Origin of the sequence: Roseburia sp. AM51-8, assembly GCF_003478275.1 — a bacterium.
In the GTDB taxonomy this organism is placed as follows: Bacteria; Bacillota; Clostridia; order Lachnospirales; family Lachnospiraceae; genus Pararoseburia; species Pararoseburia lenta.
The window spans coordinates 155,945-178,520 of record NZ_QUEY01000002.1 but is presented as its reverse complement, the minus strand read 5'-3'; the positions used below and the strand labels follow the sequence as shown (position 1 = coordinate 178,520).

Genomic DNA, 22,576 nt, shown 5'->3' with positions numbered 1-22,576 from the left:
AGACATTTTTAATACTTTGCTTTCTTTACTTTGTATTTTTCATTGTTTATAATGTGTATAGGTATAAGTTTACCTAATTTTCTGTAAAGGATGTGATCTTATGAAAATTGAAAAAGTAAACGATAACCAGATTCGCTGCACCCTTACCAGAGAAGATCTCGATAGCAGGCACTTAAAATTAAGTGAACTCGCTTATGGCACAGAGAAAGCCAAATCTCTTTTTCGCGAGATGATGGAGAAAGCCTCTTACGAATTCGGCTTTGATGCGGAGGACATTCCTCTGATGATCGAGGCCGTTCCACTTACCGCTGACTCCATTTTATTGATAGTGACCAAGGTGGAATACCCTGAGGAACTGGATACCCGGTTCTCTCATTTTTCAGAGGATATGGATCCGGATGATTTTGACATGGATTCTTATGATGACGCCATGCCACATCCGCCAACCGCGGCAGACGATATTTTGTCCCTCTTTTCCAAGGCAAAAGAAGCCGCAGCCCGTATCGGCAAGTCCGCAGATGCCAGTCTGCCGGATGCCAGCCAGATCTCCGTACCGGTCGACATCACCAAGTTGTTTGTATTCTCATCCCTTGATGATATGATCCGCCTGTCACATGTCCTTGGTGATTTTTACCATGGACGCAACTCCTTATACAAGAGTCCTTCGGATGATGTTTTCTATCTGATCATCAGCAAGAGCGATCACACACCGGAAGATTTCAACAAGGCCTGCAATATCCTGACCGAGTATGGTTCACAGGCAGATTTTTCTGTCGGACAGGATGCTTACTTCAAAGAACACTACACCTTGATCATCCCGGACGATGCTCTTGGTATGTTAGCGAAACTGTAAATGCAAAAGGTGATGGATCTTTGATTCACCACCTTTTCTTTTTATCTACGTTGCGTAGACTGCTTCATAGAACCCAAAAAAGACGCCCGCTTACGCGGACGCCTTTTGCTTTGCTTTGTCTGTGTTATGTAACTATCTAAGGATTACTCCTGAGAGATAGCACCTGTAGGACAAACACCTGCGCATGTGCCACATTCAACACAAGCAGATCCATCGATTTCGAACTGGCTGTCTCCCTGAGAGATAGCACCTACTGGACATTCAGGTTCGCATGTTCCACAACTTACACATGAATCAGAAATTACGTATGCCATTATAAATTCCTCCAATCACCTTGTTGTTTATTCAGCTCTCTGCTGTAACCACATAATAAATCAATTATTTTAAAAAGACAAGTTCTTATTTAAAAACAAGATTAGGAATTGCAAAAGGCAAAAAAAGGCATTATAATAACACCATCAAAAATAAGGAGGATAAGGATCATGGCTAGAGTAAATAAGTCAACTATGATTGGTGAATTGTTACAGATCGATGAAAATGTAGCACCAATTTTATTAAATATCGGCATGCACTGTTTGGGATGCCCATCATCTCAGATGGAGACTATCGAGCAGGCTGCTATGGTACACGGTATTGACCCTGATATGTTGGTAGACGAGATCAACAACTTCTTAGAAGCACAGGGCTAATCAGTAAGCACAAAGAGGCGACGCTATGATCTCTCATGCGCCGCCCTTTTATTTCTCTATTTTTCTGATTTCTTGGTCGGAAGCAGCCACTTAACACCACGGTTCCGCTTGCGCTTTAGGCTGCTGCGGATAACTTCGTCCAATTTCCTATAATGATCTTCTTCCAACTGATAATGCTCCTGCATCAGATAATTCATTTCTTTTAAAATGCGCTCTTCCACATGGGTCGTCAGCGCGTCATTATTCTCACGCATGGCATTTGCCACGATCTCTGTCATCAGTTTTTGAAACTGCTCGATCTTGATGCGTGCCTGTTGCTGCGCTTCTGCAGACACCTGACTGTCTTCCCGCCGGCTGACCGGATGTATCGGATCCGATGCCGCATCTGCGACAGGCTCAGCATCCATATCTTCTCCCAGCCCCAGGTCTTTAGAAGAGGTCAAGGTGACAAATCCATCAATATCCACGTGGTTCTTTCTGGCTTCCTGCTCCTTTTCCTCGTTGCGCTTTTCCTTTTTCAGATACATGCGAATGGCTTTGAGTTGATAGCCCTTTTCCCGCAGGTCTTTGATACGAAGAATTTCCTTGATGTTCTCATCTGTATAGTAACGATGCCCCATCTCATTGCGCGGGATATCCAACTGCAGTTCATCTTCCCAGTAGCGCAGCACATGTTGTTCCAATGCCACCATGCGCGCCGCATCCGAGATCATATAACGTGCCTTTTCCAAAAAACCAGTCCTTCCTGTATGTATACTGCTCTCTTCTATGTATAATTCCAGTATAAACGCTTACAGAAAGGCGGACAAGCAAATCTAATCGTAAGATTTCGACATCTTACTGCTGGGTATGATCTAAATTGCCAAACTTCGTGTATTCCGGCAACCATGCCAGATTGATCGTACCGATCGGGCCGTTTCTTTGCTTGGCTACAATGATCTCTGAAATGTTTTTGAGTTCGGTATCCTTATTATAATAATCATCACGATAAATGAACATTACCACATCGGCATCCTGCTCGATAGCTCCGGATTCACGCAGATCCGAAAGCATAGGTCTGTGATCCGGACGCTGTTCCACCGCACGGGATAACTGCGACAGGGCAATGACCGGCACATTCAGTTCTCTGGCAAGCGCCTTTAAGGATCTTGAAATCTCAGAAATCTCCTGCTGTCTGGATTCCGAACGACCGGAACCGCTCATCAACTGCAGGTAATCAATGATGATCAGACGCAGATCCTGATCCATCTTGTATTTACGGCACTTACTGCGGAGTTCCGAAATGCTGATACCAGGCGTGTCATCAATGATCAAATGGGAATTACCGATGATACCAGCACCCTCGATCAATTTTTCCCACTCAGACTCCTGCAGATTACCGGTACGCAGTTTCTGTGCATCCACGCGGGATTCCAAAGAGAACAGACGGTTTACCAACTGTTCCTTTGACATTTCCAGTGAAAATATGGCGGTACACAGATCCTCGTGAAAGGCAACATACTGTGCCAGGTTCAAAACAAACGCCGTCTTACCCATAGAAGGACGCGCCGCGATCAAGATCAGATCGGACGGCTGCAATCCGGCGGTCTGATAATCCAGATCGATAAATCCGGTCGGGATACCGGTAACCGTTCCCTTCTGCTTGGATGCCTGCTCGATCTTGTGGATGGCATTCATAACGACCTGCCGGATCGGGACATACTCGGAATTTCCATGATTTTGTACTAAGGCAAAAATATCGTGCTCTGTCTTTTCCAAGATCTCCGTCACGCTCTCCTTGCCGTTATAGCAATCGTTTTCAATCTCCTGATTGACCTTGATGATCTGACGGAGCAGAGCTTTGTCCTTGACGATCTGGGCATAGGATGCCACATTGACCGTCACCGGCACGGCTGCGACCAGATCACTGATATATTCCAGGCTGGCCACTTCCGGCGGCACATCCTTTTCCCGCAACTTATTCTGCAGGGTGACCAGATCCACCGGCTGTCCGCTATTATAAAGTTCTACAATGGCTTCAAACAAGACGCCATACTGCTGATGATAGAAATCATCCTTTGTCAAAATTTCAGATGCCGTCAGGATCGCATCACGATCCATAATCATGGAACCGACAACTGACTGTTCGGACTCCAGACTATTAGGCATTGTTCTTTTGATCAGTGCTTCTTCCATGCTACTCTCCTGATACGTGTACGCGCATCACTGCTGTTACCTGTGGATGCAATTTTACTTTGACCTCATAGGTGCCCTGCGCACGGATCGGTTCTTCCAAATGCACCTTTTTCTTGTCGATCGTCTCATTGTACTGGCTCTTGACTGCCGCGCAGATCTCCTTGGAAGAAACGGAGCCAAAAGTTCTTCCGCCTTCGCCTGTCTTGATCTTGGTCTCAACCAGCCAGTCCTCGATCTTCTTTGCCATTGCCTGTGCCGCTTCCAGATTTTCCTGTGCTACTTTATCGGCATGCTGGTTCTGTAATTTCAGATCATTCAAATTTTTATTGTTTGCTTCTACGCCTAACTTTTTCGGCAAAAGCATATTGCGGGCATAGCCCTCACTTACATTGACGATCTCTCCCTTTTTTCCAAGAGACTTAACATCCTGTAATAAAATCACTTTCATAGTTTGATCTCTCCTTCATCTATCATAATATCCAGAATATCTTCGATTCTGCGTTTGACTTCTTCCACGCTGGCATTTTCGATCTGTGCACCTGCGACATTCAGATGACCGCCGCCGCCCAGACGCTCCATGATCTGCTGCACATCGATCTCATCGATCGAACGGGAACTCACATAGATCTTGTGCTGGAACTCCGTCAGTACAAAAGATGCCTTGATGCCTACGATATTCAAAAGTTCGTTGGCTGCCTTGGCTCCTACAACGGTAGGGCTTTCCAACTCCTGCGATTCACAGATGGAGATCGCAAAGAGCCCCCGGTAAACCTCGGCATGGCGGATGATCTCGGCTCTCGCCTTATAGGCTGCCATATCCTCACGCAAAAGTTTTCGCACACGGGTAACCTCGGCACCGCAGCGACGCAGATATGCCGCAGCCTCAAAGGTACGCACACCTGTCTTTGTCATAAAGTTGTTGGTATCGATCAAAATACCGGCATAGATACAATCTGCCTCGTTTGATTTCAAATGTACTTTTTCGGAAAAATACTGTAAAACCTCCGCGATCATTTCACATGCAGAAGATGCATACGGCTCAATATAGGAAAGGATTGGATTGACGACCTGTTCACTTCCCTGTCTATGGTGGTCAAATACAACGATGGACTTGCTGATCTCCAAAAGACGCGGACAGTCCGTATAACTCGGACGATTGGTATCAACGACGATCACAAGCGTCTGTGCGTCTGCCATTTCCTCTGCCTGCTCGGAATTGATAAACATATCCGCCGGATAGCCTGCTTCCTCTGAGAAAGACTCGACCAGTGGGCGCAGGGAACTTGTCACGGTATTTAAGACGATCCTTGCATTCTTTCGGATTTCACGCGCCGCGCAATACAGACCGACTGCCGCACCAAAGGAATCGACATCAGCGATCGGATGCCCCATAATGATGATCTGCTCTCTGGTCTCCATGATCTCACGCAGAGCCTGTGCTTTGACACGCGCCTTGACACGGGTATTTCGCTCGATCTCCTTACCACGCACACCATAGTATGAGACATCGCCATTATTCTTGATAACTGCCTGCGATCCGCCACGTCCTAAGGCAAGATCGATCGCTACACGGGCAAACTCTGCATTCTGCACATAGGAATTGCCACCGATACCAAAGCCCATACTCAGTGTGATCTCCAGTTCATTACCTGCCTTGGTCGACTTGATATCCTCCAGAATGGAGAATTTGTCCTCCTCCAACTTTGCCAGATACTGCTGCTGGAAGAGTACCATAAACTTATCTCGGTCAAGTTTACGGACAATAGCATCTACATTCTGGAAATACTTATTGACCTTTCGATCAATGATCGCCGTGAGCAAAGAGCGCTTGACTTCCTCGATCGAATCAAAGACTTCCTCATAATTGTCAATATGCACTAAAGCGACGACCAATTTCTGCTTTTCGTTTTCTTCTTTGTAGTAATCCAGTTCTGTCTGGTCAAACAGGAGAAGTGCGATCAGAGAATTGAAATTGTCTGCCTCTGTCATGATCTCCATGGCATCCGCATCTTGGTCTTCATGGAATTGCAGGCGCTGCATATCTGCCGCATACTTGCGGTCGCCAAATTCCAGTTCCACGTAAAAATTGTTATTGACCGCTTTCTGGATCTCCTCACGGGTGATCTCCTTAAAGATAGAAGTAATGGACTTGTTGTAATGCTTGTCCCTGCCGGTCACGCGCGCGAATTCTTCGTTGACCCACAAGACCTTGCCTGTGTAATCCATAAGTGCATAAGGAATCTGAAACTTGTTCAGCAGTTCCTTTTGCACCGTCCCATAATGCGTCGCAAAATGGATAATCTCCTCATTCAGCCTCGCAGCACAGGTACGGTAGTACCAAAGGGCAATGGCTGCATAAATGATGATGCAGACCGAAACCAATGCCCCCGCCTTGATATTTTGCAGGTAGACCAGGACATCCCCGGCAACAAACAAGATGATCATATAGATCGGTGCCCGAAAGTATCGCTGCAATTTGCCGGTATATTTTATTGTCTCCATAATATTCTCCCTTATCTGTATCAGCCACCTATGGCATGATGCTTTGTCCTATAGTATAACACACTTTTTATGTTTGTGGGTAGAATAATAATACCCCCGGATCGCTCCGAGGGTATCATCATATAAGATAGGAAGATATATAAGAAAAAGATTAGTTAGTAATCACTAATTCTGTTTCCTTATCAAAGAAATGTGCATGCTCCATATCAAGCGCAAACTTGATATGGTCGCCCTGCTTTGCCGTCGTTCTTGGATCTACACGGGCTGTAACCTGTGTGCCTGCATAATCGAAATACAGGAAAACTTCTGCACCAAGTAATTCATATACACGGATCTTTGCTTCGATCACGCTGTTTGGTGATGCTTCAATGAACATCTGGGAATCATGGATATCCTCCGGACGGATACCGAGAACTACGGTCTTGCCGTCATATCCGCCTTCGATCAAAGCCTTTGCCTTTCCAGCCGGAACTGTGATGTTAGCATCTCCCACCTGTGCTGTAACAGTCTCACCATTGACAGCGATCTTAGCATCCATGAAGTTCATCTGTGGAGATCCGATAAATCCTGCAACGAACAAGTTCTGTGGCTTATTGTATAAGTTGTGTGGTGTATCGATCTGTTGAACAACACCATCCTTCATAACAACGATTCTGGTACCAAGTGTCATAGCCTCGGTCTGATCATGTGTAACGTAGATGATGGTTGCGCCTAATTTCTCATGTAATTTAGAGATCTCAATTCTCATCTGCACACGCAGTTTTGCATCCAGGTTGGAGAGTGGCTCATCCATAAGGAATACCTTAGGATTACGAACGATCGCACGACCCATGGCAACACGCTGACGCTGTCCACCGGAAAGAGCCTTTGGCTTACGGTCTAAGAGACCTTCCAGATCCAGGATCTTGGCTGCTTCACGAACCTTTTGATCGATCTCAGCCTTTGGTAATTTACGAAGTTTCAGGCCGAATGCCATGTTGTCATATACGGTCATATGTGGATACAAAGCGTAGTTCTGGAATACCATTGCAATATCACGATCCTTTGGCTCTACGTCATTCATACGCTTGCCGTCGATCAAAAGATCACCGCTGGAAATATCCTCAAGACCTGCTACCATACGAAGGGTAGTAGACTTACCACATCCAGATGGTCCTACGAAAATGATAAATTCCTTGTCCTCGATATCAAGGTTGAAATCCTTAACCGCATGGAATCCATTTGGATATACTTTGTTGATGTTCTTTAATGAAATGCTTGCCATAATAAAAACCTCTCTTCAATACTAAAAATCTTCTGTCATTATTTTACGATGAACTCATCGATGGCTGCCAAAACAGCATCCAGATTGTCATCCTTCTGGATATTCAGTGTCAGGTTCTTGGAAAGATCCAAACTGAAGATACCCATGATAGACTTTGCATCAATCACATAACGATCGCATACCAGATCGAAATCATTGTCAAAAGATGTGATTGCACTGACAAAGCGCTTTACCTTGTCAATAGAATTGATATTAACAGTAACTGAAGTCATACGAAATCTCCTTTCTGATTGGTATAAGCACTATTCGCCAACTCATGAACTTATTATAGGAAATCCCCTCCCACCTGTCATCGTTAAACTAACCAAAATAAACAAGGGATGTTCGTCACTTTAACTTGGTTGACGAAGTGCTTGCACAAACGTTAAAATATCTATAAAAATACAGAGGATTTTGAACGAGGAGAGATCATGACAAGCGCAGAAAATATCGAGGAATTATTAGACCAGATACAAAATCAGACAGGCATCCGTTTTTCCATTACGGATAGCCAGATCGATGATGAAGAATTGCTCATCACCTTAAAAAATATGCTCCGTGCCGGGCACAGCAGTACATCCAAGGAGGGCTTTTTGCGCGGACTTTTGCTGGGGCTTTTATCTGATCAGGAGATCGCTGAGGGGATCCACCGCTTTCATCTGGAAAAGAACGGCTACTTTTTCCCGGTCCTCATGGAGACCAGACAACCGATCTCATCCATGGAGCAGTCTATCTTTGCCCAGTTCTTCTCCTCCGGTGCGGATACTCTGATCCAGACCGATGAATGTCATATAGCGCTCATCCGCCAGTTACCGCAGGAATCCTCCCAGGAGACACTGCGCCAGATGCTCTTTGATATGCAGGGCACTCTGGAGGCAGAAGCCATGATCTCCCTGCATTTTGCCTATGACCGTATCGCCACATCCTTAGACCAGTTGCCGGGTATTTTTCTCAATATCTCCTCCGCTATGGAGATCGGCAATATTTTCTCCGATACGGAGCACATCCACTGGGCGCAGGATCTGGGGCTTGGCAAACTGGTCTATCAACTGCCGGTCGAGACCTGTGAAGAATATCTGCACGATCATTTCCACGGGCTCCACCTGACGGATATTGATGATGAGACCCTGCACACCATCCATACCTTTCTGGACTCGGGTCTTAGCATTGCAGAGTGCGCCAGAAATCTCTATCTCCACCGCAATACCCTGATCTACCGCCTGGACAAGATCGAGCAATTGACCGGGCTGGATATCCGCAAGTTTGATGATGCCGTCATCTGTAAAATGGCGCTCATGATCTCCACCTATCTCATACATAAGAGCGATTAGTAAACACATAGTTAAAAAATCCCGGACAAGGCAAAGAACCTGTCCGGGATTTCTATAGTTTCTATGTAATTTTTTATACGGTTCTTCTGGCACCGTCGCCGATGTCTACCACATAAAATTCTGCATCAATACCGGTCTTTTCCTTGTATCCGGCACCAACTTTTTCCATAAAGCGTCTACTGCATCATTCTTGACAATGCTGACGGTACAGCCACCAAAGCCACCTCCGGTGATACGGGATCCAACCACACCGTCGATAGACCATGCCAGATCTACCAAGATATCGATCTCCTCGCAGGATACCTTGTAATCATCGCGCAGAGATACATGGGATGCATTCATAAGTTTGCCGAACTTTTCTACGTCGTTATCTTTTAAAGCAGCAACTGCCTCAATGGTACGCTGGTTCTCTGCAACCGCATGGCGGGCACGCTTTTTACATTCTTCATCAGTGATAACTTCCTTGTATTTTTCAAAGCCTTCGTTATCCAATTCGCCTAGACTCTGGATGTCAACGACCGTCTGCAACTGTGCCAAGGCTTCTGCACATTCCTCACGGCGCTTATTGTACTGCCCGTCCACCAGACTATGCTTTACCTTGCTGTTGGTAATGACGATCTTGGCATCCGGCAATGCGATCTTGGCATATTCATAGGAAAGGTCGCTCGTATCAAGGAAGATCGCACAATCCTTTTTGCCCATGGCAACGGCAAACTGATCCATGATACCGCAGTTACAACCATTGAAATTATTCTCAGAATACTGACCGATCAAAGCCAGATCTGTCATAGAAAGATCAGCAAATCCATAAAGATCACGCAGGATGGTTCCGGTCAATACCTCTAAGGATGCAGAAGAAGAAAGTCCGGATCCGTTTGGGATATTGCCCCAGATCGCCATATCAAAGCCTTGTGTCATCTTCTTGCCCTTGCCGTCAAATGCCCAGACAACGCCCAGCGGATAGTTTGCCCAACTGTAACTTTTCTGGTAACTAAGGTCTGACAAAGATACTTCCACAACCTCGCAATCCTCCAGATTTGCTGAGAAGAAGTGGATCTTATCGTCCTCTCTCTTTCTTGCTACACCATAAGTACCGATGGTAAGGGCACATGGAAAAACGTGACCTCCATTATAGTCTGTATGCTCTCCGATCAGATTTACACGTCCCGGTGCAAAATACTCGCGGATATCTCCACCGTCTCCGTAGATCTCTACAAATTTTGCTCGCAAATCCTTTGCGTCCATGCCTTTTTCTCCTTCCATTTGCTTTTATTTCATATGCCTATATATGTACCTTGTCCGGTGAGATCCGCTGCATTGCTTCCAGCAGATCCTCTCCCGGCTCAAACAAGACCTTGATCTCATTTCCCATATCCGGATCCCGGATGATCATCGTATAATAAGTAACCGCCGGGTCATGGGAAAGACAATCGTAAGTCTTCATATTTCGTCCGATGTATGGCTGTACCGGCTCTGTCTTGGAACGGGCAACCACAACCAGGTCCTTCATCTCGCAGGAGATCAACTCCTGTCGCTTGGTCTTACGTTTGATCTTGGTGATCTCCAAAATACCATTGGTATAGGTATAGTCAAAATCTATCTTGGTATTCTGCGTCACAAAATAGCAGGCGATGATCATAACGATCAAGGGAATACCAAACACCCTGTAATCTACAAAAACAAAATTGAGTGCCATAAAGATCGTGATCATGATCATAAGCACATTGTAGATCTTGGTAACCGCCGGTGCCTTTCTATGGACAGATTTTTCTATATATACATCCTGGTAGATCACTTTTTATCCCTCCGTAAGATAATAGTCTCGTAAGGTGATATTTTACCACTCCGACTACCCAAAAGCAACTCGCCCTCGCCAAGTTCCACATGTTGATTCATGGCAGAAAAGTTCTGCAGGATCACATAATCGCATCCTTCCTGCTGCGCGTTGTCACTTCCACGCCCTCCGGGATGTAGTTAAACGGCTTGCACACGCGGGAAAGTTCCACGATACGCTTGTAGAGATCGTCGTAGCATGACTGCTCCACATCCGCCCCAATATAGTAGCCATAGCCCATGCCATAAGGCTGGAAAGTCACAGCCGGCTGTCCCTGGTAAAAATCCGTGCCATAGGTCATCAGCACACGCGCGCTGGTCACATCGATCAACTGGCACAGATACTTGCTCTCGTATGAGATCTGGTTTGCAAAAATACTGCGGTCCTCCGGCACCAGTTGATTGGTCTCTCCATCATACAAGCCATCGATCTCGGTCTGACGCAGTCCAAGCAAATCTGTAAGTCCTGCCGGTGTTGCTCCCAGATAGCAGCGGTCGGTCGCATCCACAATGCCGGAATGATAAGTCGTAATGAAGATACCTCCCTGTGCCACAAAATCACGGACTCTTTCAGCAAAGCCCTCGCGGAACATATATGCCATTGGTGCCGCTAAGATCTTGTATCCCTTAAAGGCATGATCCATATTGATCACATCTACATTTAAGCCAAGTTTGCGGAAAGCATAATAGGACTTTTGCACGGCTTCTACATAGTGGAGCCCCTTGTTTCTAGGTCCCTGTGCATCTTCCATTGCCCAGCGGTTCTCAATATCATAGATCACGGCTACATCCGCATGGGTGGTCGATCCGACCAGTTCGCGGATGGCTCCCAATTTCTCACCCACCTTGGTCACTTCTTTAAAGACGCGGGTATCCCTGCCGCCATAGTGATCGATCACAGCACCATGGAACTTCTCAGATGCTCCCCGGCTCTGGCGGATCTGGAAATAAAGCACACTGTCAGATCCATGCGCGATCGCCTGCATGGATTGCGCATCCAGCATGCCCGGTCTTTTCAGTTTGCTGACCGACTGCCAGTTGGTGCTGGACGGGCAGGATTCCATCATCAGGTATGGCTGATTCTTCAAAGAACGCATGAAATCATGCCAAAATCCATTGTCCGTAGCGGTCAGGATCTCCAGTTCTTTGTGCCAGGTCGGATAGGTGTCCCAGGACACTACATCGATCAGTTTTGCCAGTTGGTGATAGTTGAGCCCATAAAAATCATGCATCATATTGATGGTAGTAGGAATATCCGATCCCGCATCACGGATCGCCTTGATCTCCTCCGCAATAAAATCTCCGGTCTGTTCGCTGACAAAGCGCTTCCAGTCCAGATTTAAGCCGTGTAACATAGTCTCGCCCAGTGGAGACGGACTCTCCACCTGGTCAAAAGACTGGTAAGTGTGACTCCAAAAAGTTGTACTCCATGCCTGATTGAGTGCCTCCACAGTCTTATATTTGTCCTTTACCCAGTTACGAAAAGCCTCCTGACAGAGTGGGCAATGGCACTCCCCACCATACTCATTGGAAATATGCCAGAGAATGACCTGCTTTCTTTTGCCATAGCGCTTTGCCAGTTCCATATTGATGGCACGCACTTTCTGACGATAGATCGGGGAGGTATAACAGTGATTGTGGCGATAGCCGTAATGAGCACGCTCACGCCTCTCATTCACACGGAGCACCTCTGGGTATTTCTCTGCCATCCACTGTGGTCTGGCACCGGATGGCGTTGCCAAAATGACCGATATGCCAGCCTGATCCAGACGATCCATGATGGTATCCAGCCAGCCAAAGTTGTATTTTCCTTCTTCCGGCTCTAAGGTCGACCAGGAGAACACTCCCAGCGTTACCGTATTGATATGCGCCTCCTGCATCATGGCGATATCTTCTTCCAAGATATCCGGTCGGTCTAACCACTGCTCCGGATTGTAATCTCCTCCGTATAAAACCTTGTCCAAGTCCATAAATTCCTCCTTCTCCCAAAAGACAAATGCCCCCACCTTCGTGAGAGCATTTGCTGAAAACTCTCTTTTCTATATGCCTCGGAAAGAGAATGTCAATATTAATTTTTTGCTGTTGTCGATCAGATATTCCGGATGCGTCAATGCGCCCCAGGTATCGTCTCCCGCAATACCCATCTGCTCCAAGCCGACACGGATAAAGGTGTAATGTACCAGTGGAAGTTCTGTCGCATGCAGGGCATTGTCCAACTCATGCGGCGAGTACGGCAGGGCTGAAAAATGTAACTTATCGCCCCGGAATAAAAGTCCTCTGCCTTTTTCGTCTGTCACCTTTGCATAGCGGACACCGACTTTGTTGCCACATTCCTGCGGAACCAGATATTTTGCCATATTGTCAGCCACTTTATTGCTATAAAGTCCCAATTTTGCATGGCACTTGTCGACATAGGTCTCTTCCGGTCCCAAGCCGTACCATGTCAGATTGTCATAATCTGCATCCATGGTAAAGAGCATGCTGTACTCCGGCAACTCGCCAACTTCAGCGGATGGATCCATAGTCATTGCAACCTTGACCTCGCCGTCACCATAGACACTGTATGCCACCTGACAATCCATCTGTGGTTTGACCGGCAAATGGTAGGTATAGGTGATGGTCACATGATTCTCTGCCTCATCAATCGTGCAGTCGGTTGCTGCACGTCCGTGTTCATATTTAAAGGAAGAATACATACTTGCAATCTTCCACTGTCCTGCCCGAAATGGCAGGAGATTTGCTACATCATTATCAGTCAGGGCACGCCAGAAGTTTGGCTTTGGAATGGACTTGAACAACTCTACGCCACCATAACGGTAGGAAACAAGTCCTCCGTGTAAGATAGAGAATAGAACTTCAAAATCCTGTCCCTTAACACCAACATTATGCCAGCCTCTTGTCACCTGATATGGTCTGTCGGACGGTACTGCCTCCGGCATATGCCCGAGCACTTCCTGTCCGTATGCCACCTCATGTCCTCTCTTTGCCCAAGGGGTATCCTCGCGCAATACAAAGGATAAGGTCAATACATATTCGCCGTCTGTCGGAACCGAAACGTCCAATTCGATCTTCTTCTTTCCCAATGGCTCTACATCAATGGTCATGACCTGCTGATCCACAAACTGCCCCTCTTTTCCAGCGTCACGATCGCATCATATACATTCGTGTTGGTAAAGAGATTTTTGTTGTGGATGGTCGCGATCCGGTCATGGATCTCGATCGCCATCGGCTGATAGTTATACTTGACTTCCTGCATCTTTGGCGATGGATCTCTGTCCTTGCCATAGCAGATGCCGTTGCCACTGAAATTGTAATCACACGGGCGCTCGCCAAAGTCACCGCCGTATGCCTGAAATTCATTGCCATAGCGGTCTTTCTTTGTCAGCGACTGGTCGATATAGTCCCAGATAAATCCCCCTTGGAAAAGAGGCTCCTCTTCCATAAGATCTGTATATTTGTGCATCGCACCACAGGAATTGCCCATAGCGTGTGTATATTCGCAAAGAATATACGGCTTGTCACGATGCTTCTTTAAATACTCCCGAATTTCTGCTGCCGGTGTGTACATGGAACTTACCATATCCGTTGTCTCCGGATAACGCGGATCCCACCAGACACCTTCATAATGTACCAGTCTGGTGTCGTCCCATTTGTGGAAGGACTTGCTCATTTCTAAGATATCCTTGCCACCGAAGGACTCATTACCACAAGACCAGATCACAACAGACGGATGATTTTTGTCGCGCTCGAACATACTTCTGGCACGATCTAAGATCAACTCCTGATATTCCGGTCTGTCGCCCGGTACAACAAAATCTCTGTCAACCAGTCCCATCTGGTGTGCATTCCATGTTCCATGCGTTTCCAGATTGGTCTCATCGATCACATACAATCCATATTCATCACAAAGACGATACAATGCGCTTTGATTTGGATAGTGGCAGGTACGGACTGCATTGATATTGTGCTGCTTCATGGTGATGATATCTTTTAAGATGATATCCTCCGTGATGGCTCTGCCACGGTCTGCACTGAATTCATGACGGTTGACACCGTAAAATGCGATACGCTTGCCGTTGATATGCATCATACGGTTCTTCATTTCAAACTTGCGGAAGCCTACCCGTTCTTTTACCACTTCCTCTAAAGCTCCTGCCGGATCTGTGACACGGAGGGTCAGATCATACAGATAAGGATCCTCTGCACTCCAAAGAGACGGGCTCTTAACTGGCATTTCCATGTGGTTGGATCCCCTGGTAAGGTCCCCCGTCATGACCATTTCTACCTCATCATCTGACAGGCAGATCTCTGCCTTGCCATCTGCGGTAGCCTCTAAATCTAATTGTAAGACAGCATCCTTGTACTCATTGTCAAGGACAGTCTTTAACTTCATATCGCGAATATGAACTTTTGGTATCGTATAGAGATAAACATCCCTATAAATACCGGAGAATCGGAAGAAATCCTGATCCTCACACCAAGAACCTGCCGTCCACTTGTAGACCTGTACGGCTAATTTGTTGGTGCCCTTTGTAAGATACGGTGTCAGTTCAAATTCAGATGGTGTGAAAGAATCTTCACTGTATCCAACATAATGGCCGTTCAGCCACAATGCCATACCACTTTCTACACCTTGGAAAGAAATATATACCGGACCATTCTCCATGCTCTTCGGCACTTCAAAATATTTGACATATGACCCTACCGGATTGAATTCCTCCGGAATCTCTCCCGGCAGAACTGCCTGTCTTCCATCCCATGGATACTGGGTGTTGGCATATTGCGGTGTGTCATATCCTTCCATCTGAATATGTGCCGGCACTCGGATATCATCCCAAGTCCTGCAATCGTAGTCCTCTTTCTCAAAGCCTACGATCGCAGATGAGATGTTTTTTGCATAGGAGAATTTCCAGATACCGTTTAATGATTCCCTGAAATCAGAGCATCCTGCCAAGCACTTTCCTCACTGCGATAATATGCATGATCAGAATGTGCCGGCAAACGATTTTCCATAAAGATTTCAGGATTTTTTATGATACTATATCGAAATTCTGCCATATTCATTACCTTCACTTAACTTTAATCAAACATCATAGCAAGTATGACTTGCCAAACTTATTTTACAGAACCTGTGATACCTTCTGCGAACTGCTTCTGCAATACGAAGAAGATGATCATGGTTGGGATGGAGCAGAACAATACGCCCATCATAAGCATTCCATAATCTACTGTGTATCCACTTGCCAGGTTGGCGATCAACATTGGCATGGTCTGTGCTCTGGTATCAGCCATAACAACCTTTGGCCAAAGATAAGCGTTCCATGCGTTCATGAAGGTGATAACCGCTGCTGCTGCATAGGTTGACTTCATGACCGGCATATACATGCGGAAGTAGATCTGAAACTCTGACAATCCGTCCAGTCGCGCTGCCTCCATGATATCAATCGGGAAGTTACGTGAGTTCTGGCGGAACATCATAATCAAAAACGGTGTGGAAATACTTGGTAAGATAAATGCCCATACCGTATTCAAAAGTCCTGCAGATGAGATCATCTTAAAGAGTGGGATCATGGTTGCCACCTGTGGGATCATCATTGCAAGAAGCAGGATAGAAAATACTTTATCCTTACCTTTGTCGTGGTACAATTCAAAACCAAATCCTGCCAAAGAGCAGATAAAAAGTGCTACGACTGTCTGTACGATCGCATAAAGGAAAGAGTTTCCAAGTGCTCCCCACAGATCTGTCTGGGATGTCAGATTTTGGAAGTTCTCTAAGGCATAAGAGCCAAAAGTGATCTTACCTCTTGCAACATCGACAGAACGGTTGGTTGCTGCTGCGATCATCCAGTATAACGGGAATACCGAAATAAAGGATACGATAATCAGAAAAATATAAGTTGGTATCAATCTACGCTGGATAGCGGAAGAGTTCTTTTTATTAGTCACGATTATCACCTACTTTCATACTGATTGCAGATAGGATAGCAACCAAAATAAAGATGAAGAAGGACATTGCTGATGCATATCCAAACTTACCAACACCCTGACCAAATGCATTGTTGTAAATGTAATGTGACATGGTCATGGTTGAATATGCAGGTCCACCCTGTGTCAAGTTTACAGATTCATCAAACAACTGTAAGGTACCATTGATTGACATGATAACGGTCATAACGATGGTCGGCATCAAAAGCGGAACTGTGATCTTCCAGAAAGTCTTCCATCCGTTGGCACCGTCAATCTTGGCTGCCTCGTATACGGAATATTCGATATTCTGAAGTCCTGCCAGATAGAATACCATGTTGTAACCCGTCCATCTCCAGATCAGTGCGATAATGATGATGGCTCTTGCACTTCCGGTATTTCCAAGGAAGTTGTAGTTGGTCTCAAGGATACCAAGATTGACAAAGATCGTGTTGATCAGTCCATCTAATGCAAAGAGTGATTTGAAGATCAATGCATAAGATACGAGTGATGTCGCACATGGTAAGAATACCATGGTACGGAAAAGTCCACGACATTTGAGGTCTCGGTTGTTCAGTAACTGTGCCAAAAGAATTGCCAGAACTAACATGACCGGCACTTCGATCGCCAAATAAAGGAATGTATTACCTACAGAACGAAGGAATGTCCTGTCGGCAAACATACGTGTGTAGTTGTAAAATATAGGATCCGCCATCTTTTGGTTGACACCGGTTCCTGTTGTAAATGATGTAATGAAAGCCTGAACCATCGGCCAAAAACTAAAGACTGCGATCATGATCGCTGCAGGCGCCAAGAAGAACCAGCCTGCTCTTTGTTGTTTACCCTGTATGTTCAAACTCTTATGCTGCTTGCTCAAGTTAAGCCCCCCTTTTCGATTTCATTGAGGTTTCTTTATGGAAAACGGGGAGTCGGAAGATCCGATTCCCCGCTTTTTTAAATATAATGTATGGAATTACTCTTCCATTGCAAAGTCGATATCATCCTGTGTCTGCTGAATTGCATCCTTAATAGATGTTCCATTGTGGATGTTTGTGATTGCTGCTGACAACTTCTCACGAAGTGTGTAGTGGTAATCACTCTGCTCAACAGTCTTAACGTTTGCTCCCATTTCTACGATCTTAGCGTAGATTGGCTGATCGTTGAAGTAAGCAACGCCTTCCTGGTAAACATCAGACTTACCAGCTGAGATACATGTTGTGATAACACCACCGTTACGAAGTGCATTGTCGTATGTATCGATTGCGCCTTCACCACCACCAAAGGTGTATGCTAAGAAGTCTTTTGCAAGATCAACCTTGTCACCCTTGCAGTTTGCTGTGATGTAAAGTGAAGAACCACCGTTAGAAGCATATCCTTCTTCGCCGCTCAGTGTAGGCATAGAAGTGATCTCCCACTTACCAGAGTTCTCATCAACCTTCTCAATGGTAGGAATGATCCAGTTACCATTCATAACACCTGCAACCTTATCCTTCTGGATATCGTTGGTGTAACCATCCCAGTCGTTCTCAAGAAGTAATACGTTCTTTTCCTGCATTCTCTCGATCACGTCTAAGATCTTCTCTAATGTCTCATTGCCAACTAAGTTAGCCTTGCCATCCTTGAACTGTGAAACGCCTTCTGCCTGAAGCATCATGTAAGGAAGGTCATTTCCACTACCGTCCATTGAAAGAAGATACTTGCCTGTCTTGTTGTAAACCTGCTCACCGATCTCGATGAATTTGTCCCATGTGATTCCGGTAACATCATCTAATGTGTAGCCACATTCCTGTAAAAGATCAACTCTGTATGCAAATACGACTGTACCGTTATCTACAGGAACACCATAGTGCTTGCCATCGATGGTAGAGAATGATAATTTCTCTGATCCGAAATCGCTCCAATCGATGTCTGCGTCATCTACATCCTGCCATGCATCCGGGTAGTTTGCCTGATACTGTTGAATGTAATGATCCTGGAATAATACGATATCCGGTAAGTTGCTGTAGTCTCCAGCCTCTGCTGCTGTTGTGACTGCATTCTCAATATCCTTTGACTGAGACTGCTCGATGATCTCGATCTTGGCATCCGGATTCTTTTCCTTGTATGCCTCTGCTGCTGCCTCGATTGCCGGGATGTTGAAACTTGCATCCCATGCTGCAACGGTCAATGTGTTCTCATCATCTGAGGTGTACATTGCTGCTGCACTGCTGTCATCTGAACTTGAGTCATCTGACGTTGCATCACTGCTTCCCTTACTTCCACATCCTACGAATGTAGACATTGCCAGTACCCCAACCAGCAATAAAGAAACGACTTTCTTCTTCATTAAAAATCCTCCTTTAAACATCGCTTATTTGGAAATCCGTGTGAGTGAATGTCTTTGAGATTTCCTTTGCTTGAATATAAATCTATTATACCTAGCCATTTGATTATTTGTGATTAAAAACGCGCCTCTTTTTTGCAAAATCAACCATTCAGAAACGATTTCCGCATTTCTCGTTTCCCTCTTTGAACAATTTGCAGGAACTTTACTCCCAAATTTTGAACATATTGCACAAAATAAGAAAAAGCCGGGAAGTCATGCTTCCCAGCCCTTTAATGCACTGATTTGATAATTTTTCAGAATACCCTCTTGATAATTTTCTTTATGCTTCCATTGGTTTGGACTATAGCCCGTCAAACGCTTAAAGTTGCGGTTGAAGGTCGACTGGGTCTGGTAGCCCACGCGAAAACTAACTTCCTCCATGGAAATGTCCTGCCTTGCCATCAGCCCGCACGCCTTATCTACGCGCACCAGATTCACATAATCCAACGGCTTCATATGCATGGCATCCTCAAAGACACGGCGGAAATGACTCTCGCTCAGTCCACTCGCCTCGGCAATATCCTCCACACGCACCTGCTCCATGTAATGCGTATTTACATATTCTAAGGCATCGCGGATGTATTCGTTGACACGATGCGTATGCATGGAACGGTCGCGCTCCTCTGCAAGCCGCATCATTTCGACCACGAGGGCATAGAGATAACCGCGCACGCTCTCCTCATAATAGATGGTCTTATCCCGGTATTCCCGGATGATATTTAGGATCAGGCGTGCCATGATGCCGTGATTTTGCTCGCTTTTCATCGTACCCCGCCGGTTAATAACACTAAGCACACGGTCTTCTAACAAGGCATCCAGATGCATTTCCGTCCTTACAAAGCGGTCAATATCCACAAAAAGATACTCCCACTTACAGATATGCCCCGGTGAACTGTTGGTCGTATGGGGGATATTGGCAGGAATGATAGTAAACTGCTTGCCCGAATAATGATAGGTCCTGTCCTCAATGATCAGTTCCCCGTCCCCATGATAGCAATAGCCGATCTCCATATAATTATGAAAATGAAGCATATCCCGAATGCCTACGCCGTACTCCTGCTCCCAGCCTTTTCCGAGCAGGGGAAGTACATAGGTGTCTGCCGGGATCTCATAGTAGCGGTACTCCATCCGCTTTTTCTTCTTTGCCATGTCCGTCCCTCTATTTCAATTTGGAATATTTCTTCACATAGGTGTTGCGCTGTAAGGCTGCATCCAAAAGTCCCAGATGCGCGTACTCTCCCTGTCTGCGCCCATAGGCATATGCCAGACAATTTTTCTCCAAGACCATAGCAACCGCTTCTGCTTCTTCCGGATCCGATGCCAGACAGAGTGCGCCGATCCCCCGGATAAAGACACAGGTCTTCTTTTGCAACTGGCTTTCTGCCTTTGTAAGGAATGTCCCATCCGCAGGAGCCAGACATAAGAAACGCACGCCTGCGATCTGCGCCATGTCATCGATCATAGGATAGATCTTTGTCTCGGTTCCCGCTATGTCCTCTACCACTTTTGAAGTATCTAAGAGCAGGCTTTTCTTTCCGGTCTTATCCACCAAAGCCTGTAAGTCGTCAAGACTTATCCCCAGACTTTGTGCGATGGTCCCCGGATCTGTCATGCGTATTTCGTCCACGATCAACTGGTCTTTCCTGCAAATAATGTCCTTGCAGATATCTTCCAAGGTCTCGCTGACAGCGAAAGCATGGTCATAGTCCCTTCCCAGACAAAGCACCCCATGATAACGCATAAAAAAGGCATTGCTTGCGGTATTTTTCTGAATGGCATCCGAAACATTGCGCATCAAATGCTTGGTGGATGAGATCGCATATTTTGCACTGATGACATCCGCCCCCAGGATCTTTTCTTCCTCCGCAGTCCTTGCCGACAGGCTCTTTCCCGTCGTACCGACCGCAGTCGCATATAACTGGTGAGTATGGATGACAAAATTCACATCCGGTCGGTATTTGTATGCCTCACCGTGGACACCCTTTTCACTGGACGGCTTAATCTCCCCCTCATACGAACAGTCACTGATCTTGCAGACCACAAGTTTGTCCGGTGTCAGGCGGTCATAGCCCATGCCGCTTGGCGTGACCAGAAATTCTGTATCCGAAAGCCGGGCACTGATATTGCCCCAGGTACGGGCAATCAGCCCCTTTTCCACTAAGGCATAGCCGGCTTTTATGATAAGTTCTGCCGCTTCTTCTCTGCTATATGCCATACGCTCCCCCTTGTCAAAACGTTTTCTGTTTCAAAGTATAACAGGTTTTCCGCAAACTGGCTACTCTATGCGCGCCCGGTATGCGCTGGGCGAACATCCCATAGTCTTATGAAAGCAGTCCGAAAAATGACTTGCCGAACAAAAGGACAGATCCTCCGCGATCTGGGCAACTTCTAAGTCTGTCGTACGCAATAACATTGCGGCATATTCTATCTTTTTCCGCCGTATATATGCCGGCAGGTGTTCCCCTGTCTCCCGGTAAAATTGACGTGACAGATAATAGACAGAATAGCCACTGGTCTGGGCTATGTTCGTCACATTGATCTTTTCTTTGATATGCAGATCAATATAATCCATACACGCCTGCGTCTTTTCCGAATATTTTCCTGCCTCCTCCTTGATCGCATGCATGCGCCGCAGATAGTCCTCGTAGATCCTTCCCATCAGACGCATGACTTCCACCCCGGATAGGTCTTTTTCGATCTGTCCCATATAAGAGTCTGCCAGGGCATCGGCAATCTCCGGGCTCATACCACCTGAGACAGCAGCATCAGCACATTTTGCTGTAAAAATCAAAGCCGCATCTTTTAAGGTGCGACCGGGTTTCGTGATCGCCGCCGCATTTGTCGGAAGCATGGCATAGTTCATACCTTGTTTCATCTTTTTATCCTGCAAGACAGACAAATCTCCCATCGCAAGCCGTCCCAGCATCTCTGCAAGAAAGATACGACTCTCCCGATAAAGTCTAGGTCTTGTCTCCTTATTTTCATCCACCGGATCTTTGACATGAAAATTGACATCTTCATAGGACAGATGCCGGTGATTTATCACAAAATCCAGCATGAGGGCGTACTGGGTGAAATATTTCTGAAAGATGACCGGAAGTTCTTTTAGGCTGCGGATCAAAAGATGTCTGCTGTGGAAAGCCATCCCCTGCCCTTCATACTCCCGCAAAAAGTCCTCCAGTTGTTCCTCATCGACCGGCGAAAAAAAGACCGGTCCGAGCAGGTGCATCTGCTCTAAGTTACCATTTTTCTTTTCGATAACAACAAACCATTCCAAGCCCATATACATACCAAGGGCATAGGGTGTATCTGCATCCTTGCTATAAATCTCTACCTTTTGCGGAAAATCACTTTGTATAAAAAGAGAATGGATCCCTTGCCGGATATTCCGGGGCGCGTTGGTCTCAAGTATATTTCCGTTCGCGTCACATTGCCAATAATATAAATGCTCCACCGCCCAAAGAAGTTCCTGAAAATCTTTTGTTGTCATTGCCATGCCGGCTCCTCTCTTTCCTTTCACAGAATATGATATATTTTACCAAAATATGATAGCAAACGCAA

19 protein-coding genes and 2 pseudogenes are annotated in these 22,576 nt (G+C 46.0%); 3 read left to right on the top strand and 18 right to left on the bottom strand.

The window, feature by feature from the left end; genetic code table 11:
• Positions 1-100 precede the first annotated feature (100 nt).
• Positions 101-853 (top strand): adaptor protein MecA, encoded by a 753-nt coding sequence (locus DW996_RS04510; protein ID WP_118534982.1) that lies wholly within the window; start codon positions 101-103, stop codon positions 851-853.
• 143 nt (positions 854-996) lie between these two features.
• Here DW996_RS04510 and DW996_RS04505 read toward each other — a convergent pair whose 3' ends face one another.
• Entirely contained in the window at positions 997-1,167 is a 171-nt protein-coding gene (locus DW996_RS04505) for a DUF362 domain-containing protein (RefSeq protein ID WP_118280548.1), read from the bottom strand.
• A 168-nt stretch (positions 1,168-1,335) separates the two neighbouring features.
• Between DW996_RS04505 and DW996_RS04500 the strand changes: the two genes are divergently transcribed.
• Complete coding sequence (locus DW996_RS04500; RefSeq protein WP_118280549.1) at positions 1,336-1,542, top strand: DUF1858 domain-containing protein; 207 nt, start codon at positions 1,336-1,338, stop codon at positions 1,540-1,542.
• Between the two features lie 56 nt (positions 1,543-1,598).
• Here DW996_RS04500 and DW996_RS04495 read toward each other — a convergent pair whose 3' ends face one another.
• The 6 genes from DW996_RS04495 to DW996_RS04470 form a co-directional block, all read right to left on the bottom strand.
• Entirely contained in the window at positions 1,599-2,273 is a 675-nt protein-coding gene (locus DW996_RS04495) for a helix-turn-helix domain-containing protein (RefSeq protein ID WP_118534981.1), read from the bottom strand.
• Positions 2,274-2,379: 106 nt separating this feature from the next.
• Positions 2,380-3,717: a replicative DNA helicase gene (dnaB, locus tag DW996_RS04490; RefSeq protein WP_118534980.1), complete on the bottom strand. Its 1,338-nt coding sequence runs from the start codon at positions 3,715-3,717 to the stop codon at positions 2,380-2,382.
• Position 3,718: 1 nt separating this feature from the next.
• Positions 3,719-4,165: a 50S ribosomal protein L9 gene (rplI, locus tag DW996_RS04485; RefSeq protein ID WP_118280552.1), complete on the bottom strand. Its 447-nt coding sequence runs from the start codon at positions 4,163-4,165 to the stop codon at positions 3,719-3,721.
• Entirely contained in the window at positions 4,162-6,219 is a 2,058-nt protein-coding gene (locus tag DW996_RS04480) for a DHH family phosphoesterase (protein WP_118534979.1), read from the bottom strand. The genes rplI and DW996_RS04480 overlap by 4 nt, the downstream gene beginning before the upstream one ends.
• 151 nt (positions 6,220-6,370) lie before the next feature.
• A complete protein-coding gene (locus DW996_RS04475; protein ID WP_118280554.1) occupies positions 6,371-7,483 on the bottom strand; it encodes an ABC transporter ATP-binding protein in 1,113 nt (370 codons plus the stop codon).
• A gap of 38 nt (positions 7,484-7,521) precedes the next feature.
• Positions 7,522-7,755: an HPr family phosphocarrier protein gene (locus DW996_RS04470; protein ID WP_118280555.1), complete on the bottom strand. Its 234-nt coding sequence runs from the start codon at positions 7,753-7,755 to the stop codon at positions 7,522-7,524.
• A gap of 198 nt (positions 7,756-7,953) precedes the next feature.
• Here DW996_RS04470 and DW996_RS04465 point away from each other — a divergent pair, with 198 nt between their 5' ends.
• Positions 7,954-8,853 (top strand): PucR family transcriptional regulator, encoded by a 900-nt coding sequence (locus tag DW996_RS04465; RefSeq protein ID WP_118534978.1) that lies wholly within the window; start codon positions 7,954-7,956, stop codon positions 8,851-8,853.
• 73 nt (positions 8,854-8,926) lie between these two features.
• Here the strand turns inward: DW996_RS04465 and DW996_RS04460 are convergent.
• From DW996_RS04460 to DW996_RS04415, 11 genes and pseudogenes are all read right to left on the bottom strand, one after another.
• A pseudogene (locus DW996_RS04460) lies at positions 8,927-10,098 on the bottom strand (galactokinase).
• A 37-nt stretch (positions 10,099-10,135) separates the two neighbouring features.
• The gene (locus DW996_RS04455; RefSeq protein WP_118280558.1) at positions 10,136-10,648 is read right to left on the bottom strand and encodes a hypothetical protein; all 513 of its coding nucleotides are present in this window, start codon (positions 10,646-10,648) and stop codon (positions 10,136-10,138) included.
• A complete protein-coding gene (locus tag DW996_RS14045) occupies positions 10,645-10,773 on the bottom strand; it encodes a hypothetical protein (protein ID WP_330428781.1) in 129 nt (42 codons plus the stop codon). The genes DW996_RS04455 and DW996_RS14045 overlap by 4 nt, the downstream gene beginning before the upstream one ends.
• Complete coding sequence (locus tag DW996_RS04450) at positions 10,770-12,656, bottom strand: beta-galactosidase (RefSeq protein WP_330428780.1); 1,887 nt, start codon at positions 12,654-12,656, stop codon at positions 10,770-10,772. The genes DW996_RS14045 and DW996_RS04450 overlap by 4 nt, the downstream gene beginning before the upstream one ends.
• A gap of 69 nt (positions 12,657-12,725) precedes the next feature.
• Positions 12,726-15,744, bottom strand: a pseudogene (locus DW996_RS14780) (glycoside hydrolase family 2 TIM barrel-domain containing protein).
• A gap of 57 nt (positions 15,745-15,801) precedes the next feature.
• Positions 15,802-16,632 (bottom strand): carbohydrate ABC transporter permease, encoded by an 831-nt coding sequence (locus tag DW996_RS04440; protein WP_178010200.1) that lies wholly within the window; start codon positions 16,630-16,632, stop codon positions 15,802-15,804.
• Positions 16,625-17,446: a carbohydrate ABC transporter permease gene (locus DW996_RS04435; RefSeq protein WP_118280702.1), complete on the bottom strand. Its 822-nt coding sequence runs from the start codon at positions 17,444-17,446 to the stop codon at positions 16,625-16,627. Before DW996_RS04435 ends, DW996_RS04440 begins: the two co-directional genes overlap by 8 nt.
• A gap of 177 nt (positions 17,447-17,623) precedes the next feature.
• Positions 17,624-18,976, bottom strand: a complete 1,353-nt coding sequence (locus DW996_RS04430; protein ID WP_118280561.1) for an ABC transporter substrate-binding protein — start codon at positions 18,974-18,976, stop codon at positions 17,624-17,626.
• A gap of 252 nt (positions 18,977-19,228) precedes the next feature.
• A complete protein-coding gene (locus DW996_RS04425) occupies positions 19,229-20,164 on the bottom strand; it encodes an AraC family transcriptional regulator (protein WP_118280562.1) in 936 nt (311 codons plus the stop codon).
• A gap of 10 nt (positions 20,165-20,174) precedes the next feature.
• A complete protein-coding gene (locus DW996_RS04420) occupies positions 20,175-21,230 on the bottom strand; it encodes a class II aldolase/adducin family protein (protein WP_118534977.1) in 1,056 nt (351 codons plus the stop codon).
• A 60-nt stretch (positions 21,231-21,290) separates the two neighbouring features.
• A complete protein-coding gene (locus DW996_RS04415; RefSeq protein ID WP_118534976.1) occupies positions 21,291-22,511 on the bottom strand; it encodes a helix-turn-helix transcriptional regulator in 1,221 nt (406 codons plus the stop codon).
• Positions 22,512-22,576 lie beyond the last annotated feature (65 nt).